The sequence below is a fragment of the Streptomyces sp. WAC 06738 genome (genome assembly GCF_003945505.1).
GTDB lineage: Bacteria > Actinomycetota > Actinomycetes > Streptomycetales > Streptomycetaceae > Streptomyces.
In genome coordinates this window covers 292,982-309,815 of sequence record NZ_CP029618.1, presented here as the reverse complement: position 1 = coordinate 309,815, position 16,834 = coordinate 292,982, and the positions used below count along the sequence as shown (strand labels likewise).

At 71.3% G+C, this 16,834-nt stretch carries 14 protein-coding genes; 11 read left to right on the top strand and 3 right to left on the bottom strand.

What is annotated here, in order from left to right; translation table 11 throughout:
• Positions 1–9 precede the first annotated feature (9 nt).
• Positions 10–1,302 (bottom strand): glycoside hydrolase family 43 protein, encoded by a 1,293-nt coding sequence (locus DMB38_RS01155; protein WP_125933553.1) that lies wholly within the window; start codon positions 1,300–1,302, stop codon positions 10–12.
• Positions 1,303–1,731: 429 nt separating this feature from the next.
• On the opposite strand from DMB38_RS01155, the gene DMB38_RS01145 reads away from it, so the two are divergent.
• Positions 1,732–2,457, top strand: coding sequence for a hypothetical protein (locus DMB38_RS01145; protein WP_125933552.1), 726 nt, complete (start codon positions 1,732–1,734; stop codon positions 2,455–2,457).
• A gap of 113 nt (positions 2,458–2,570) precedes the next feature.
• Here the strand turns inward: DMB38_RS01145 and DMB38_RS01140 are convergent, their stop codons facing one another.
• The gene (locus tag DMB38_RS01140) at positions 2,571–3,521 is read right to left on the bottom strand and encodes an NADP-dependent oxidoreductase (protein WP_125933551.1); all 951 of its coding nucleotides are present in this window, start codon (positions 3,519–3,521) and stop codon (positions 2,571–2,573) included.
• A gap of 83 nt (positions 3,522–3,604) precedes the next feature.
• Between DMB38_RS01140 and DMB38_RS01135 the strand changes: the two genes are divergently transcribed.
• Complete coding sequence (locus DMB38_RS01135) at positions 3,605–4,198, top strand: TetR/AcrR family transcriptional regulator (RefSeq protein ID WP_125933550.1); 594 nt, start codon at positions 3,605–3,607, stop codon at positions 4,196–4,198.
• A gap of 180 nt (positions 4,199–4,378) precedes the next feature.
• On the opposite strand, the gene DMB38_RS01130 is transcribed toward DMB38_RS01135, so the two are convergent.
• Positions 4,379–5,365: an AraC family transcriptional regulator gene (locus DMB38_RS01130; protein ID WP_125933549.1), complete on the bottom strand. Its 987-nt coding sequence runs from the start codon at positions 5,363–5,365 to the stop codon at positions 4,379–4,381.
• 148 nt (positions 5,366–5,513) lie between these two features.
• On the opposite strand from DMB38_RS01130, the gene DMB38_RS01125 reads away from it, so the two are divergent.
• From DMB38_RS01125 to DMB38_RS01085, 9 genes are all read left to right on the top strand, one after another.
• Positions 5,514–6,764, top strand: a complete 1,251-nt coding sequence (locus DMB38_RS01125) for an erythromycin esterase family protein (RefSeq protein ID WP_125933548.1) — start codon at positions 5,514–5,516, stop codon at positions 6,762–6,764.
• A 29-nt stretch (positions 6,765–6,793) separates the two neighbouring features.
• On the top strand, positions 6,794–7,951 hold the full coding sequence (locus DMB38_RS01120; RefSeq protein WP_125933547.1) for an FAD-dependent oxidoreductase: 1,158 nt from the start codon (positions 6,794–6,796) through the stop codon (positions 7,949–7,951).
• A gap of 152 nt (positions 7,952–8,103) precedes the next feature.
• A complete protein-coding gene (locus DMB38_RS01115) occupies positions 8,104–9,417 on the top strand; it encodes a phytase (RefSeq protein WP_125933546.1) in 1,314 nt (437 codons plus the stop codon).
• A gap of 260 nt (positions 9,418–9,677) precedes the next feature.
• Positions 9,678–11,894 carry a sulfatase-like hydrolase/transferase gene (locus DMB38_RS01110; protein WP_125933545.1) on the top strand — a complete coding sequence of 739 codons (2,217 nt, stop codon included), beginning with the start codon at positions 9,678–9,680 and terminating at the stop codon, positions 11,892–11,894.
• A 225-nt stretch (positions 11,895–12,119) separates the two neighbouring features.
• Entirely contained in the window at positions 12,120–12,947 is an 828-nt protein-coding gene (locus DMB38_RS01105) for a HipA family kinase (RefSeq protein ID WP_125933544.1), read from the top strand.
• Complete coding sequence (locus DMB38_RS01100) at positions 12,944–13,336, top strand: DUF3037 domain-containing protein (RefSeq protein ID WP_047014384.1); 393 nt, start codon at positions 12,944–12,946, stop codon at positions 13,334–13,336. Before DMB38_RS01105 ends, DMB38_RS01100 begins: the two co-directional genes overlap by 4 nt.
• A 167-nt stretch (positions 13,337–13,503) precedes the next feature.
• Positions 13,504–14,262 carry a 3-oxoacyl-ACP reductase FabG gene (gene fabG, locus DMB38_RS01095; protein ID WP_125933543.1) on the top strand — a complete coding sequence of 253 codons (759 nt, stop codon included), beginning with the start codon at positions 13,504–13,506 and terminating at the stop codon, positions 14,260–14,262.
• Positions 14,263–14,279: 17 nt separating this feature from the next.
• Entirely contained in the window at positions 14,280–15,062 is a 783-nt protein-coding gene (locus tag DMB38_RS01090) for an SDR family oxidoreductase (protein WP_125933542.1), read from the top strand.
• Positions 15,063–15,190: 128 nt separating this feature from the next.
• Positions 15,191–16,771: an ABC transporter substrate-binding protein gene (locus DMB38_RS01085; protein ID WP_164715903.1), complete on the top strand. Its 1,581-nt coding sequence runs from the start codon at positions 15,191–15,193 to the stop codon at positions 16,769–16,771.
• Positions 16,772–16,834 lie beyond the last annotated feature (63 nt).

Sequence of the window (16,834 nt, the reverse complement as noted above, 5' to 3'; positions counted from 1 at the left end):
CCGGCGGCCTCATTCCGGGAAGGCGGCCCGGACGCGGTTCAGTTCGGCCCTGGTGACCGGCAGCACCGTGCCGTGGCGGGGCCGTGCGGGCATGTCGTAGTCGTCGGGGATCTTCCAGTCCGGATCGGCCAGTTCACGGGTGGTGAAGGGCGTGTATCCGCGGCCGGAGGACTCGTCCATGAAGACGTACCAGCGGTTCGCGGTGTTCGACTTGAAGGCCGTCGGGCCCTCCAGCCAGCCCATGCCGGCATCGGTCCTCAGGCAGTCGTCCACCAGCTCCCAGTTCCGGGGTCCGGTCCCGGGCAGGTCGACCGCGGTGAGGGACGTGGAGCGTTCGAGGACGATGTCGGCGGTGCAGGAACCGATGACGCCGTCGTCCGTGCTGAAGCGGTAGTAGTGCCCTCCGTCGCGGACGACGGTGGCGTCGATGGAGTTGGCCCCGGTGTCCTTCCAGACGCGGGGCTCGGAGAACGTGCGGAAGTCGCGGGTGGTGGCGTACATCAGGCGGGTGTTGACGCTCTCCTCGTGGTCCGGGTCGTCGGCGCGGTAGAGGTTCGACGCCCAGTAGACGACGTAGGCGCCGAGCCGTTCGTCGTACGTGGCCTCGGGCGCCCAGGTCATGCCCGCGGTGTCGGCGGAGACCCGCACGTGGCGCTGCCCGGACCAGTGGACCAGGTCGGTGGACTCCCAGACCTCGATGTGCTTGCTGCCGTGTCTCGTCGCGTGGTCCCATCCCTGCCCGCCGTGGATCCTGAGGTCGGTGGCGAGGAGGTAGAACTTGTCGCCCTCGGGCGAGCGGATGACGAACGGGTCGCGTAGGCCCTTCTCGCCCAGGGAGGAGGTCAGGACCGGCCGGCCGCCGTTCAGGTCGTCCCAGTGCAGCGGGTCGTTGCCGCGGCTGGCGGCGAAGTAGACCTGCTCACCGTCGGCGTACTGCTCCCCGGCGAAGTAGGGGAAGAAGTAGCCCTTCAGCGGTCTCTTCTCCGGCAGCGGGCGCACGGTCAGCTCGAAGCGCCGCTCGGTCCGGCGCTCCGCGAGATCGACCGTGGCCGTGAGGGTCACCCTGGCGGGACGCTCGCCGTGGGCGGGGCGGCGCACCTCGCCGCTCCGGGAGACGGTCGCGGGGGCGGTGGACTCCCAGGAGACACGGGCGCCGTGGAGGCCCCGGTCCGGCAGGGTGAGGTTGCCGCGGACGTCGTCGGCGTCCCACACGGTGAGCGCATCGGCGGCCTTGTCCAACCGCTGGTCGGGGGTGAGGCCGCCAGACCGGGAAGGCGGCGCGTCGGCGGCGGCTCCGGGCATCGCCACCTGGACCGCCGAGAGGGCCAGGAGTAACGGTATCCAGACACGGGAACGGGCGCGGACGGGCTTCACGTCGGGTCCTCTCGACGACGGAGCATCGCTCGATATACCGAACAGTGGTCGGCAAACCGGCCAAACGGTAGAAGCGCCGACCGGAGGGGTCAAGAGGACGAGCGCGCATCCCCACGGCAGGCCTGCGGCCAGCGATGCGCTCCAGGAGGAGGCGTACGGCGTTCTGGCCGATCTCGTTGCCCGCCTGGTCGACGCTTGTCAGCGAGATGGGCTCGAAGGCGGCCGGCCGGAGCTCGCCGTCGACGGGACCGTGCCGGCCGGCATTGCCGACCGTGAGTACCAGGCAGGCGTCGGCCTGGCTGTTCTCGCCCCTCCGACCCGGATAGCGTGGGTTATTCGCGACGAGGGGATCGGAGCATGGCGGGGAGTCTCGAGGCCGACACTGCTCGTGTGCGGGCCGCTGCTGCGCGAACCTCGGCGGCCGGTCCTGCGCGGTTGTCGTATGGGTTGCATCTCGGTGCGCCGCCACTCGAGGAGTGGGAGCAACTCGGCGAGGGCGTGGTCGATTTCGCGGCTGGCGTGGCGCAAGTGTCCCAGTTGCTCTTCCCCCGGCATATCCGGGATGACCTGCAGGATGTGCCAGAGGCACTCACCAGATCGCACGAGATGCTCTACGTCGGAGCGACCGAGTTGTTGCGTTCGGGTGATTCCTGGTTGGCCTTCACCGACAGCGACCGGGATGGCCCACGCGGCCCTCAGGATCCGCTCTGGCCACTGGATGCCCTGTTCGGTGCCGATGATGACATCATCGAGGCCGGTACGGACAGCATCCGTGACGCCGCCACCACTCACTATCGGCTCACCGTCGACATCGCGGCGGCGGACGAGCTCCTGTCCACGGGGATCGAAGTGCCGGAAGGGCCCTTCCGTCGTTTGCGCGAGCTGCCGGCGGAGGTGTGGCTGGACGACGCGGGCCTAGCGCGCCGGATCGCGATCCAGAACGCCGCCGGCAGTCGTCAGAGCTGGAAGGTCACCGAGTTCTGGGACTTCGGCGTCGCGGTGGCGATCACTCCTCCCGATGCCGGCCAGATCACGACCGCAGACCCCGCCGACTTTCCGCGGATCTTCATGGGAGACGGCTAGTACTCCAGTGTGACTTCGCAATCTTGCAGGACCTTTGGTCGGGAACGGGTGCGGTCACCGTGTGATCACCGGGTTGTGCGGGCCCCTTTCGCCTGACCAGGCCGGCAAGGTGATCACAGGACGAGCATGAGTTTGCCGCCGGGGCGGCGGGATTGGCTGAGCTTGGCCGCTTCCTGGATCCGGTCGAGGGTGTAGGTGCGGGCGACCGGTACGACCAGGATGCCTTCGCCGGCGAGCCTGGCGAACTCCTTCATCTGGTCGTAGCGGATCTCGGTGGTGATCCGGACGCCCAGTTCGGCTGCGGCGGCGAAGTCCGAGACGGTGAGGACACGGTCGGGATCCCCGGTCAGCTCGACCAAGGTCGGCAGTGAGCCGCCGGCCGGGCTGGGCTGATCGGCGCGGTCGATCCGGCCCCCGGTCGGCGTGGTGTCCAGGGCGCGGTCCACGGGGCCCGGGGTGAGTGCGCCGACGCGTTCGGCCATGCCCTCGCCGTAGGCGGTCACCTGGGCGCCGATCTCTTCCAGGGCGGCGGCCCGAGTCGGCCCGGCTGTGGCGATCACCCGGATACCCCGGTGCAGCGCGAAGCGCACCGCCGCCTCACCCACGGTGGTGCCCGCGCCGTGGACGAGCAGCAGCTCATCCGGCTGGACGCCGAGATCGTCGAGCGCGCGCCACGCCGTCTCGGCCGCCATCGGCAGCGCGGCGGCCTGCTCGGCGGTTACGCCCTCGGGAATGCGTGCCCAGGCCGGCATCAGCGCGTACTCGGCGGCGCCGGCCGTCGGGCCGTCGAAGGTGGCCGGGCCGAACACGCGGTCGCCGGTCCGGATGCCGGTGACGCCCTCGCCGAGCGCGTCGACGGTGCCCGCGACCTCCAGGCCGAGCCCGCGCGGCAGCGGTGGCAGATGGTCGGCGAGGAGACCGTCGACGACGTGCCAGTCGGCCGGTGTCAGGCCGCACGCCCGCACGGCGATCCGGATCTGGCCGGGTCCCGGCTCCGGCTGTGGGACGTCGCGGAGCACGATCACGTCCGGGGAACCGAACCGGTCGAATTGCAGAGCCTTCACGACGATCTCCCGACTGATGACAGCATCTGTTGTCATCGACCGTACCAGCCGATAACAGCTCCTGTTGTCGTACCCTGGCGGGTATGCCGCGATGGGAATCCGACGCACAGGGCCGGCTCGAACGCGCGGCGCTCGAGCTGTTCGAGAAACAGGGGTTCGAGCGCACCTCGGTCGCGCAGATCGCAGGCGCCGCCGGTCTGAAGGAGCGCTCCTTCTATCGCTACTTCCCCGACAAGCGGGAAGTCCTCTTCGCCGGCAACGAACTCGAGGCCCACCTCGTCGCCCAGGTCGAGGCGGCGGACCCGGGCCTCACCCCGATCGAGGCGCTGCTGACCGCACTGGGAACCGCCGAGGAGATCTTCCGCTCACGCGAGTTCCTGCTGCGCCGGGGAAGAGTGATCGCCGCCAACCCGGCACTGGCCGAGCGTGATCTGATCAAGCTCGCCGACATCGCCGACGCGCTGGCACCGGCGCTCGAGCGCCGCGGCGTCGAGCCCGGCAAAGCACGCTTCATCGTCGACGTGGTGCTGGCGATCCACCGGCGCGCCATGCCCCGCTGGCTAGCCGAGCCGGACACCACCCTCGCTGAACTCATGGCCCAGGCCGCCGCCGAGCTGCACGAAGTGGTCGCGCCGCCACCCACTCGCCCAGGGTGGACCGCGATGTCCGGTACATAGCCTGCATCCGTCATCCGTTCGGGGGCGACGAGGTCTGCAGTACGTCTGCCGGTATCCGGGTACGGGCGATTTCCGTGCGAGATCATGCTTACTGCTCAACGGGCCTGGCGGGCAGAGGAGTCGTCCTTCGCCGCTGCTTTGGTCGCGCCGGTCTCACACACCAGCGACACCCACCTCGCCTCACTGGCCGGGCGGCCCGGGTTGTTCATGGGGCGGAGCGGTTGCGCGGCGGCGGTATCGGCCGGGGGAGAGGTCGAAGTGGCGTTTGAATGCTGTGGCGAAGGCGAACTCGGAGGTGTAGCCGACACGGCTTGCCACAGCGGCCAAGGGAGCGGAAGGCTCGGTCTCGAGTAGCTGGGCGGCGAGATTCATCCGCCACCACGTGAGATACGCCAGTGGTGACTGCCGGATGAGGATGGTGAACCGGCGGGAGAGCGTGGCACGGGACATCCGGGCCTTGTCCGCCAGTTCCTGCACGGTCCACGGGTGGGCCGGGTTGTCGTGGATGGCGTTCAGGGCGGTGCTGAGGCCGGGGTCCGCGAGGGCGGCGCCCCAATTGGCGGCTGTACCGGTGTCCCGGTGTTCCTCGAACCAGGCGCGCAGGCTGCACAGGAGCAGCATGTCGAGCAGGACGGCCACGAGCGCGTCCGTGCCCGGCCGCCGGCGGCTGTCGAGTTCGGCGCCGAGCATGTCCACGGCTGCCCGCAACTCGGGGTGCCGGCCCGGCCGGGCGGGGATGTGAATCGTCGCGGGCAGTTCGCGCAGCAGGGGGTGCAGCGGGTGCGGAGCGAGTCGGTAGCCGCCGCACAGGGTGACGGCGTGGGGCCGGCCGCCGGGGTCGCGCGTGGGCGGCTCCGCCCCGTCGGCCCGGCCCACAGCGTGCCGGGGCACCGAGGTGGCCTTCGACTGCCCGATCAGGAACGTGTCCGCGCTGTCGGCCAGGGCGTATCCGTTGCCCTGCGGAGAGAACACCAAGTCGCCAGGATCCAGCCGGACCGGAGGGGAGGCTTCCTCGATGAGCCAGCACGTGCCCTGGAGTACGACGAGGAAACCGGCGGTGCCGGGCTGGTCCGCGAACCGTTGACTCCAGGGGCTGTACCACTCGACCCGCTCGCTACCCGGGCGCCCGACCCGGAGAGCGGAGATCACATCACTGAGAACGTCCATGGGGCGACCTGCATCACCTGTCGGATCCGATTCGGCAACGGCAGATGATACGTGCGCGTATAGATCTGCGACAGTCACGCATTCATTGTCTCGTCGCCGCTTCCTAGGCTCATCTGCGTGAGACCGGGTCCGGAGAGGGGAGCGAGGGGTGACGGGCGTACGAAACGACGCGTCTGCCGCGGTGCGACGGTGGATCACCGCGCACACGCACGCGCTGACGGAAAGCGGTCCGAACGGACCACTCGCCGATCTCGGGCCGCTGGAGGCGATGCTGGCGGACGCGGCGATCGTCGGCGTCGGCGAGACGACTCGTGCCGCTCACGAGGTGACGGTTCTCGGACACCGGGTGCTGCGCGTCCTGGTGGAGCATCTGGGATTCCGGGTGCTCGCCATCCAGGACGACGAGTCGGCGGTCGCGGGTTTGGACAGCTACGTCCGTACAGGCGCGGGTGACCCGCTGACCGCCTTGAGGGAGTTGTGGGTGCCCTGGCGCACACAGGAGATGCTCGCGGTCGTGGAGTGGGCCCGGTCGTTCAACCAGCGTCAGCCCGGCGATCCGTTGCGGCTGGTCGGGCTGCAGCCGCCCGCGGCGCGGCCGGCCGACTACCGGGCCGTGCTCGACCAGGTGGCCCAGATGGGCGGCGAGGAGGCGTACGACGCGGTGCGACGGCACTACGACACCATCGTGACCGCGCATGAGGTGCCCGAGCACGTACAGCACAGCCGTGGCACCCACCCCGGGCGGCGCTTCGCCGACCACGCACAGGACGCCCTCCGGCTCGTCGCCGCCCTCCCCGGCGCCGCCGAGCGACCCGATGCGCTGGAAAGGGCCCGGCTCATCGTGGACTTCCACACCGCCAGCTTCGCCGGAGGCGGCTACGACTACGCCGCCGTCCGGCGCCGGTCGGTGGCGGCGATGACCAGGCTTGTCCAGGAGGACGGCGTCAAGGTCGCGTACTGGGAGGGCATGTCGTTCACCGCGAACGCGGCCCGCCTGGAACCCGTCACACCGCTGGAGAGCTTCCGGAGCGTCGGCCACGAGCTGCGCCGGCGACTCGGCAGCCGCTACTTCTCGCTCCTCATCGCCTTCGGGCAGGGCGACGTGAGCCGGCTCCACCCAGGGCAGCACGTGCCGCCGCCGAGCGCCGACTCGGCCGACGCCGTTCTGACCGCGGCCGGCCCCGACCGCTTTGTGCTCGACCTGCGCACGCCGCGGCCGGACCCGGTCGCCGCATGGCTGCGCGGGCCGCACCGGCTGCGGGGCATCGGCGGGATCTACGACGCGGCCGCCGACCACGACCACTACCTGACGACGGGCCCGCTCGACGAGTGGTTCGACGCCGTGGTGCACGTACGCACCGTCACCCCGACGAACCTCCTGTCCCACCGGCCCCGATGACACGCAGCATCCACGACCAGGAGCACACCATGCACACGACCGTGGCCGTCGTCGGCGGCGGATACGGAGGCATCACCGTCGCCAAGGCGCTCGACGCCTTCACCGACGTGGTCCTCATCGACCCCCGCGACGCCTTCGTCCACAACATCGCCGCACTGCGAAGTCTGGTGGACCCGCGATGGACGGACCGGCTGTTCTTCCCCTACGACAACCTGCTCAGCCGGGGCACGTTCCTCAAGGACGAGGCGATCCGCGTCGACGCGTCATCCGTCACCCTGGCCTCCGGCACCCGCGTCGAAGCCGAGCACATCGTCCTGGCCACCGGATCGGCCTACCCCTTCCCGGCCAAGCCCCACACCCCGGACAGCGACACCGCCAGACGCGCCTACCGCACCACGCACCACAACCTCGAAGGAGCCGAGGCCGTCCTCCTGCTCGGCGCCGGCCCCGTGGGCCTCGAACTGGCCGGAGAACTCGCCTCGGCATGGCCCCAGAAAACGATCACGATCGTCGCTCCCGGCCACCCGATCGTCCCCGGCGACTACCCGGACCTGTTCCGCAATGAGTTGCACCGCCAACTCGACGCCCTGGGCGTCCGCGTCATCCTCGGCGACCGGCTGCGCGAGGAGCCCCCCTCGGAACCCGGCGAGGCGAAGACATTCACCGCGGCACTGGAATCGGGCGAACGTCTCACGGCCGACATCTGGTTCCGCTGCTACGGGGGCCCGCCCGCCACCGACTACCTCGGCGACGACCTGCTCACCACACGCGGGCCGGACGGCCGGCTCACCGTCACGCCCGACCTGCGGCTGCCGGGACAGCCCCGCGTGTTCGCCCTCGGCGACATCATCGCGACTCCCGAGGCCAAGCAGGCCAGCGCTGCCATCGACCACGCCGGTGTCGTCGCGGCCAACATCCGCAGGCTCATCGACGGCGACGACACGCTCACCCCGTACCGCCCCGGCCCGCCGGGCATCGTCCTGCCCCTCGGACCCGCCGGCGGGGCGACCTACGCGCCCGGCTGGGAAGACCACGTGGGCCCGGAGATCGCAGCCCACATCAGGAAACGTGCGGTGGAGAAGGGATACGACTTGATACACGCGGACATCCTTGACGCCGAGACGACCACCGAACTCAAAGGCGCCGACCTGATGGTGCACGACTTCGCCCCGCTCTTCGAGAGGTGAGGGGTTGCAATGCCGCCGGGGAGGGGTGGGTCATCGATAGGAGTCCGGGGCCTCAGTGTTCACGATGTCCTCACGGTGTGGCCATGTGTCTGCATGCACTTGTCACTTGTCGCCTCCAGCATGCTCGATAGCCATCCCCCGGAAAGGCATCCATGTCTCACGCACCGAAGGCACTCCGCAAGCGCTGCCTGACGATCGCCGCAGCCGCGGTCGTGACGGCCGTCGTGGCCACGCCCGCTCATGCGGAGCCCACGGTCGCCGAGGTCGGCGCCAAGGCCGAAACGCCCACCCTGTTCGATGACGCGGCAGGCGGCGAGGCCACTGCGGACGACCCGGCGATCTGGCGCAACCCCGACGACCCGGCCGAAAGTCTGGTGCTCGGCACCGCGAAGGTCGGCGGCCTGCGGGTGTACGACCTCTCGGCGCGCGAGGTCCAATCCCTGCCCGCTCCGAAGGCGCCCGGCGCCGAGGACGAGCCGGGCCGCATCAACAACGTGGACGTCATCGACGGCGCCAACCTCGCCATCGCCACCGACCGGGGCCGGGACAAGCTGGTCATCTACAGCATCGACCGCGACCGCGCGGAGGGCCCCGTCAAGGACGTCACCGCCGAGGACGCCGCCCCGTACATTTTCTCGGCCGACCAGGACGAGGTGAACGAGCAGGCCACCGCCTACGGGCTGGCTTCGTGGAAGGACTCCAGGACCGGCCGGATCCACGCCGTCGTCACCCAGGAGTTGACCAACCAGGTAGCGCTGCTGGAGCTGACGGAGGAGGCGGGCGGCACCTACGGCTACCGCAAGATCCGGACAGCCGGCTTCCCCACCAGCTTCACGTTGCCTGACGGCACGACCTGGACCCCGTGCGAGGAGCCGGGCGAGCAACCCTACCTTGAGGGCATGCGCGTCGACCCCGCGAACGGCATGCTCTATGCGGGCCAGGAAGACGTGGGTGTCTGGCGCATGCGCGCCGATCTCACCGGCGAGCCCACCTTGATCGACAAGGTCAGGGACTACGGCACCCCCGCCACCTGGGATCCCGACGCCGAAGAGTGTGTCCCCGGCGAGGACTCCGGCTTCGGCGGGAATCACCTCACCGCAGATGTCGAGGGCATCACACTGATCGACCGGCCGGGTGGCGGTGGCCATCTCGTCGTCTCCAGCCAGGGCGACAGCACCTTCGCGATGTACGACCGCGATCCGGCCAAGGACAACGCGTACGTGAAGAGCTTCCGGGTCGTCGCGGGCCCGGGCACAGGCGCGATCGACGGCGCCGAGGGAACCGACAGCCTGGAGATCGTCAACCAGTCGTTCGGTTCGGCGTACCCGCAGGGGCTCGCAGTGATCCAGGACGAGACGGACACCCCCACGGCGACCGGCGACGACGGTGAACCCCGCGAGGGCACCAATTACAAGTACGTAGACCTGCGGGACGTCGCCACCGCCACAGGGCTCAAGTTCCGCTGACACCGGGCAGGCTCTGGCGGTGCTCCGCACCCTGTGAAGCCCGCCCCTGCGGTGTGGCCGGCTGGCGGCGTACCCGCGATTCCGGCGGTCCGTGGCTGACGGGTCGTCACGCGGTTAGCGCCAAACGCGCCGCCCGGGCGGGGGATTTCACGGGTACTTCACAAGCCGTGTATGGCCTGGAACCCCTGTGACCACGCACGATCACGGAGATGCCGCCCACATGCCCGTGGGCGGCGTGTGTTCTGTGAAGGAGCTGCGCCGTGTCCAGCCGTCGTCACTTCCTTGCCGGGTCCGCCGCGCTCGGCCTCGCCGCGCTGCCCCCCGGAAGCGCCCGCGCCGAAGGCCGGAGTCCGGCGGCGCAGGGCGGCGGCGGGCGGCCCAACGTCGTCGTGATCCTCGCCGACGACCTCGGGTACGGCGGTGTCGGCGCGTACGGGCAGCGGCTCGTCCGCACGCCCCGGCTCGACCGGCTGGCGGCCGAGGGGCTGCGGTTCACCCAGGCGTACTCGGCGGCGGCCGTGTGCGCCCCGTCGCGCTGCGCGGCGCTGACCGGGGTGCACGCGGGGCACGGGCGGGTACGGGAGAACCCGTTCGGCGGCCCGCAGGGCTCCCTCACCGCGGACGACACGACCTTCGCCGAGGTGCTGCGGGGCCGCGGCTACCGCACGGCGTGCATCGGCAAGTGGGGTTTCGGGCCCGAGGAGCCGGACCAGCCGAGCCACCCCAACGCCCGCGGGTTCACGGACTTCTACGGCTACATCACGCACGGACACGCACACCAGTACTACCCGCAGTACCTCTGGCACAACGGCGCGAAGGAGCAGATCCCCGAGAACGCCGACGGCGCGCGCGGCGCCTTCGTCATCGACCTCCTCCAGGAACGGGCCGTCTCCTTCCTCGACGCCCACGCCGGCGAGCCCTTCCTCCTCATGCTCAACCCCAACGTGCCCCACGCCCCCAGCGACATCCCCGACCAGGGCGAGTACGCCGACCGCCCGTGGAGCGAGGCGGACAAGGGCCACGCGGCCCAGATCGCCAGGCTGGACGCGCTGGTGGGTGCGGTCGTGGACGCGCTGGTCCGGCTCGGCGTGCACCGCGACACCCTGCTGCTCTTCTCCAGCGACAACGGCCCGCACGAGGAGGGCGGTGTCGACCCCGACCTCTTCGACGAGAACGGGCCGCTGCGGGGCTACAAGCGCAACCTCTACGAGGGCGGCGTACGCGTCCCTTTGATCGCCTGGCGCCCGGGGACCGTACGGCCCGGCGTCAGCGAACGGCCCACGCCGCTGACCGATCTGCTGCCGACCCTCGCCGAAGTGGCCGGCGCCCCGGCGCCGCGAGACATCGACGGGCTCTCCGCCGCGTCCCTGCTGGCCGCCCGCCCGGCGCCGGCCCCGGTCCACCACCACCTGTACTGGTACCGCAACGACCCGGGCTCCACGAAGCGCGCCAACGCGGTCGACGGCGGCCGGATCCTCCGGCTCGCCGAGTCCGTGCGCCGCCGCGACTGGAAGGCGGTGCGGTTCGCGCCCGGCCGGGACCGGGAGGTGCCGGACGCCGCGTGGGACTTCGAGCTGTACGACCTGGCCGCGGACCCGGGGGAGACCAGGGACGTCGCCGCCGAGTACCCGGGCGTGGTGGCCGAGCTCACCGGCCTGCTGCGGTCGTCCTGGGCCGGGGAGTACGAGCGCGAGCGCTTCGGGACCCGCATCGAGTCCCCGGAAATCGCCTATCCCGGTGAGCCCTTCACCGTCACCGCAATTCTCGCCAACGGCTCCGACCGCGCCTGGACCGACGCCGGGATCCGCCTGCACGCGCCCGCCGGCTGGCTGCTGCGCCCCGCCGGACCGGCCCGCGCCGCCGTGCTCCGGCCGGGCGCGGTCCTGCGGACGACGGTCGAGGTCACCCCGGCGCGCGGCGACGCCGCCGCGGGCACGCGCCTGCTGCGCGCCGAGGGTACGGCGGCGTACGGCCGTGCCGCCCTGCGCTACCCCGCGTCCCGGACGGTGGCCGTGCCGCCGCCCGCGCCGCGGCGGGACAGCTTCCTCAGCGACCTGGAGTGGGTGTCCGCCAGCAACGGCTGGGGGCCGGTGGAGCGGGACCGCAGCAACGGCCGCCAGGCTGCGGGCGACGGCACCCCGATCGGCTTCGGCGGGGTGACCTACGCCAAGGGGCTGGGCGTGCACGCCCCCTCCGAGATCGTCTACCACCTCGGCGCCGCCGCGACCCGGTTGACCGCGGTCGTCGGCATCGACGACTTCTCCGCCTCCCAGAGCGCGAACGGCGCGACGGCCGCGCAGGTGTGGGGCGACGACCGCCTGCTGTACGAGAGCGGCACGCTCACCGCGGCCACCGGGCCGCGGGAGGTGGACGTGGACGTCACCGGCGTCCGCCTGCTCCGGCTGGTGGTCCGGGACGCCAACGGCTCCACCTCGTACGACCACACCTCCTGGGCGGCCGCGCATGTCCGGGTCTGACGGTCCGATCCCCCTTCGTTCGCGGACGGGGCCGTCAAGGACTGCTTCCCTACGCCGACGACGAACCTGCTGAGGGCGGAGGCCGATCACTCGAAGGAGGCTCTGAAGGACGGCTTCCACGTCACCCTCAGTTACTATGCTCACTTATTGCCGGAGGCCGGAAGCAATGGGCGCATCACCCACCGCCTCCCTCGATTGCTTGGTGGAAACGTTGGATGGGCTTGGATGACGCTGCGAGAAGTCACCGCGACCCGCTACGTCACGCCGCTGCGTGAAGGTGGGTCGCTCCCCGGTGTCGTCGAGGCCGACGACCTCGGTACGTACGTCATGAAGTTCACCGGCGCGGGGCAGGGCCGCAAGGCGCTCGTCGCCGAGGTGGTCAGTGGGGAGCTGGCGCGGCGGCTGGGGCTGCGGGTGCCGGATCTGGTCGGGATGCAGCTCGATCCGGTCATCGGGCGTTCCGAGCCGGACGAAGAGGTGCAGGCGCTGCTCAAGGCCAGCGGAGGGCTCAACCTCGGGATGGACTTCCTGCCCGGGTCGCTCGGCTTCGATCCGCTGGCCTTCCGGGTCGACGCCGCGGAAGCCGGCCGGGTGGTGTGGTTCGACGCGCTCGTCGGCAACGTCGACAGGTCGTGGCGCAACCCCAACATGCTCGTCTGGCACGGGGACCTGTGGCTCATCGACCACGGCGCCACCCTCATCTGGCACCACAACTGGCCCTCCGCCGCGGCCGCCGCCGACAAGCCGTACGACGCCTCCGACCACGCGCTCGCCCCCTTCGGCCCGGACGTGGCCGCAGCGGCGGCGGAGCTGGCGCCGCGGGTGACCGCCGGGCTGCTGGCCGAGGCGGTGGCCGCGGTGCCGGACGAGTGGCTGGCGGACGAGCCGGGGTTCGGGTCGCCTGCGGAGGTGCGGGCCGCGTACGTCGAGACGCTGGCCGCCCGCGCGCCGCGGGTGCTGGAGCGCGTCGTCGTCGGCGAGCGCAGCGCGGACGGTCCTTCGAAGGCGCCGGCGTGGCTGACGGGCAAGGCACCGCGGAAGGGGGCGCGATGAGCGGGCGCGAGGTCTTCGAGTACGCGCTGCTGCGCGTCGTCCCGCGGGTCGAACGCGGCGAGCAGATCAACGCCGGGGTGCTCGTGTACTGCCGGGCTCACTCCTACCTGTGCGCGCGCACCGACCTCGACGAGCGCCGGCTGCTCGCCCTCGACCCCGAGGTGGACCTCGCGGGCGTACGGGCCGCGCTGCGCGCGGTGGAGGAGGTGGGCTGCGGCGGTGAGCGGGCCGGGCAGGCGGCCGGGGACGACGCCGGGCGGCGGTTCCGCTGGCTCGTCGCGCCGCGCAGCACGGTGGTGCAGCCGGGGCCGGTGCACTCCGGGCTGACCGAGGATCCGGAGGCGGAGGTGGAGCGGCTGCTGGGCCTGCTGGTGCGCGTACCCGTCTGACCTGGCGTACGGCCCGGGGCGCACCCGCGTACGGAGACCCCGCCGCGGCGCCCCGTTGACACGGCGGGGCCGGACTTCTAGCGTCACGTGAGCCGTACCTACTAAGCGGTTGCTCACCGCTCGTCGGACGGCACCCCGGCCCCAGCCAGCGCGAGGAGAACACCAGCATGTCCACCACCGGAAGGGTCGCGATCGTCACCGGCGCCGCGCGCGGCATCGGTGCTGCCACCGCCGTCCGCCTGGCCCGCGAGGGGCGCGCCGTCGCCGTGCTCGACCTCGACGAGGGCGCCTGCGCGGAGACCGTCGGGAAGATCACCGAAGCCGGCGGCACCGCGCTCGCCGTCGGCTGCGACGTCTCCGACGCCGCCGCCGTCGAGGCCGGCGTCGCCCGCGCCGCCGCCGAACTCGGCCCGCCCGTCATCCTCGTCAACAACGCCGGCGTGACCCGCGACAACCTGCTCTTCAAGATGGCCGAGGACGACTGGGACACGGTCATGAACGTGCACCTGCGCGGCGCGTTCCTGATGTCCAGGGCCTGCCAGAAGCACATGGTCGACGCCGGCTTCGGCCGCATCGTCAACCTCTCCAGCAGCTCCGCGCTCGGCAACCGCGGCCAGGTCAACTACTCCGCCGCCAAGGCCGGGCTGCAGGGCTTCACCAAGACCCTCGCCAAGGAACTGGGCAAGTTCGGCGTCACCGCCAACGCCGTCGCGCCCGGCTTCATCGCCACCGAGATGACCGCGCAGACCGCCGCCCGGGTCGGCATGGACTTCGCCGACTTCCAGGCCGCGGCCGCCGCCCAGATCCCCGTCCAGCGTGTCGGCCAGCCCGACGACATCGCGGGCGCCATCGCCTTCTTCACGGGCGAGGACGCCGGCTTCGTCTCCGGCCAGGTGCTGTACGTGGCCGGCGGGCCGCTCGACTGAGGCCGGGGGACGAGGACATGACGCAGCAGGAGAGAGCCGGCGCGCCACAGGCCGCGGAGAGCGGGCGGGTGGCCCTGGTCACCGGGGCCAGCCGCGGCATCGGCTACGGCATCGCGGAGGCCCTGGTCGCCCGCGGCCACCGGGTGTGCGTGACCGGCAGGGGCGAGGAGGCGCTGCAGGAGGCCGTGGCGCGGCTCGGCGCCGGCCGGGCCATCGGCGTACCCGGCAAGGCCCACGACGAGGCGCACCAGGCCGAGGCGGTGGCGCGCACCATGGAGGCGTTCGGCCGGGTGGACTACCTGGTCAACAACGCAGGCACCAACCCCGTGTTCGGCCCCATCGCGGATGTCGACCTGAACGCGGTGCGCAAGGTCTACGAGACGAACGTGCTGTCCGCCCTGGGCTTCGCCCAGCAGACGTACAAGGCGTGGCAGCGCGAGCACGGCGGCGCGATCGTCAACGTCTCCTCAGTCGCCGGGCTCTCGGCGTCGCCGTTCGTCGGCGCGTACGGCATGAGCAAGGCCGCGATGATCAACATGACCCTGCAGCTCGCGCACGAGTTCGCGCCCGCCGTCCGGGTCAACGCCATCGCGCCGGGCGTGGTGAAGACGAAGTTCGCGGTCGCGCTCTACGAGGGCCGCGAGGAGGAGGCCGCCGCGGGCTACCCGCTGGGCCGGCTCGGGGTGCCCGAGGACATCGGCGGCGCCGCCGCGTTCCTCCTCTCCGACGAGGCCGGCTGGATCACCGGGCAGACGCTCGCCATCGAGGGCGGGATCTTCCTCAACGCCGGCTGGAGCTGAACCAGCAGTCACACACGCCTCACGCGTTCCCCCGGGTCACAGCGTTGTTCTGGGGGATCCGTGATCCACCGACCGTGGGGTAGGGTCTGCGCACCCCATCGAACAGGTGCAAGGAGGGGGACAAGCACGTGTTCTTCCGGTCGGGCCCGCGGCGGGTCGCCGCGGTGCTGATACCCGTCTCGATGCTGGCCGGCTGCGGCACGTTGTCGGCGTCGGGCGACGACGAGCGGCACATCGACGTCGGTACGACGAGCGCGCCCAGCACGCTCGACCCCGCGGCCGCCTGGGACGGCAGTTGGGAGCTGTACCGGAACGTCTACCAGACGCTCATGCACTACGCCGGCACCAGCACCGTGCCGCAGCCCGACGCGGCCAAGAGCTGCGGCTTCACCGGCGCCGACAGCCGCACGTACCGCTGCAAGCTCCGCGAGGACCTCACCTTCTCCAACGGCAACCCGCTCGACGCCGCGGCCGTCAAGCACTCCTTCGACCGGGTGCTCGCCATCAACGCCGAGACCGGCCCCGCGGGGCTGCTGGACAGCCTGGAGAAGGTCGAGACCGAGGGCGACCGGACCGTCACCTTCCACCTCAAGCGCCCCGACGCCACGTTCCCGTTCATCCTCGCCGCGCCCGCCACCTCGCTCGTCGACCCCGAGGAGTACCCGGCGGACAAACTCGCGGAACCCGGGACCCTGGTCGGCTCCGGGCCGTACACGCTCGCGTCGTACAAGAAGGGGTCGGTCGCCGAGCTGGAGCGCAACTCCGGCTACACGGGCGACGCGGAGCTGCGCAACGACTCCGTCAGCATCCGCTACTTCGACGACTCCGACGCGATGACCGACGCCCTGAAGAAGGGCGACATCGACGTCACGTACCGCGGACTGCCGCCGGACCGGGTGCCGGAACTGGAGAAGACGGCGGACGAGAAGGGCTCGATCGCGCTCAGCCGGGTGGTCATGCCGGAGATCCACTACCTGGTCTTCAACCCCGAGCACGAGTACGCCGACAGCCTCGCCGTGCGGCAGGCGGTCGCCCAGGTGATCGACCGCGACGCGCTCGTACGCAAGGTCTACGGCCGCACCGCCGAGCCGCTGTACTCGATGATCCCGCGCGGCATCACCGGCCACACCACCCCCTTCTTCGACCGGTACGGCGAGCCGGACCCCGAGGCCGCCGCGGTCACGCTGGAGACGGCGGGCGTCACCGAGCCCGTGCCGCTGACCTTCTGGTACACCACCGACCGGTACGGCTCGGTGACGGCCCGGGAGTTCGAGGAGCTGGAGCGGCAGCTCGAGGACAGCGGGCTGTTCGACGTCACGGTCAAGGGCCGCAAGTGGGAGAAGTTCGCCGCCGCGTACAACAAGGGCGAGTACCCCGTCTTCGGCCGCGGCTGGTCGCCCGACTTCCCCGACCCCGACAACTACATCGCCCCCTTCACGGGCGCGCGCAACGCCCTCGGCACGCCGTACGAGAACGCGGAGATCACCGAGGAACTGCTGCCCGAATCGCGCCGGAAGGCGGACCGGGCCGGGGTCAACGAGCAGTTCTCGCGGGCGCAGGACATCCTCGCCGAGGACGCGCGGCTGCTGCCGCTCTGGCAGGCCCGGCAGTACATCGCGGCGGACGACGACGTGGCCGGGGTGGAGTGGAGCCTGGACGCCTCGACGATCATGCGGATGTGGGAGCTGTACAAGAAGACCAGTTGGTAGGGGAGTTGTCAGTGCCCGGCGGTACTGTCGGCTGCGCAACGACCCACTGAACCGATCTTCTGC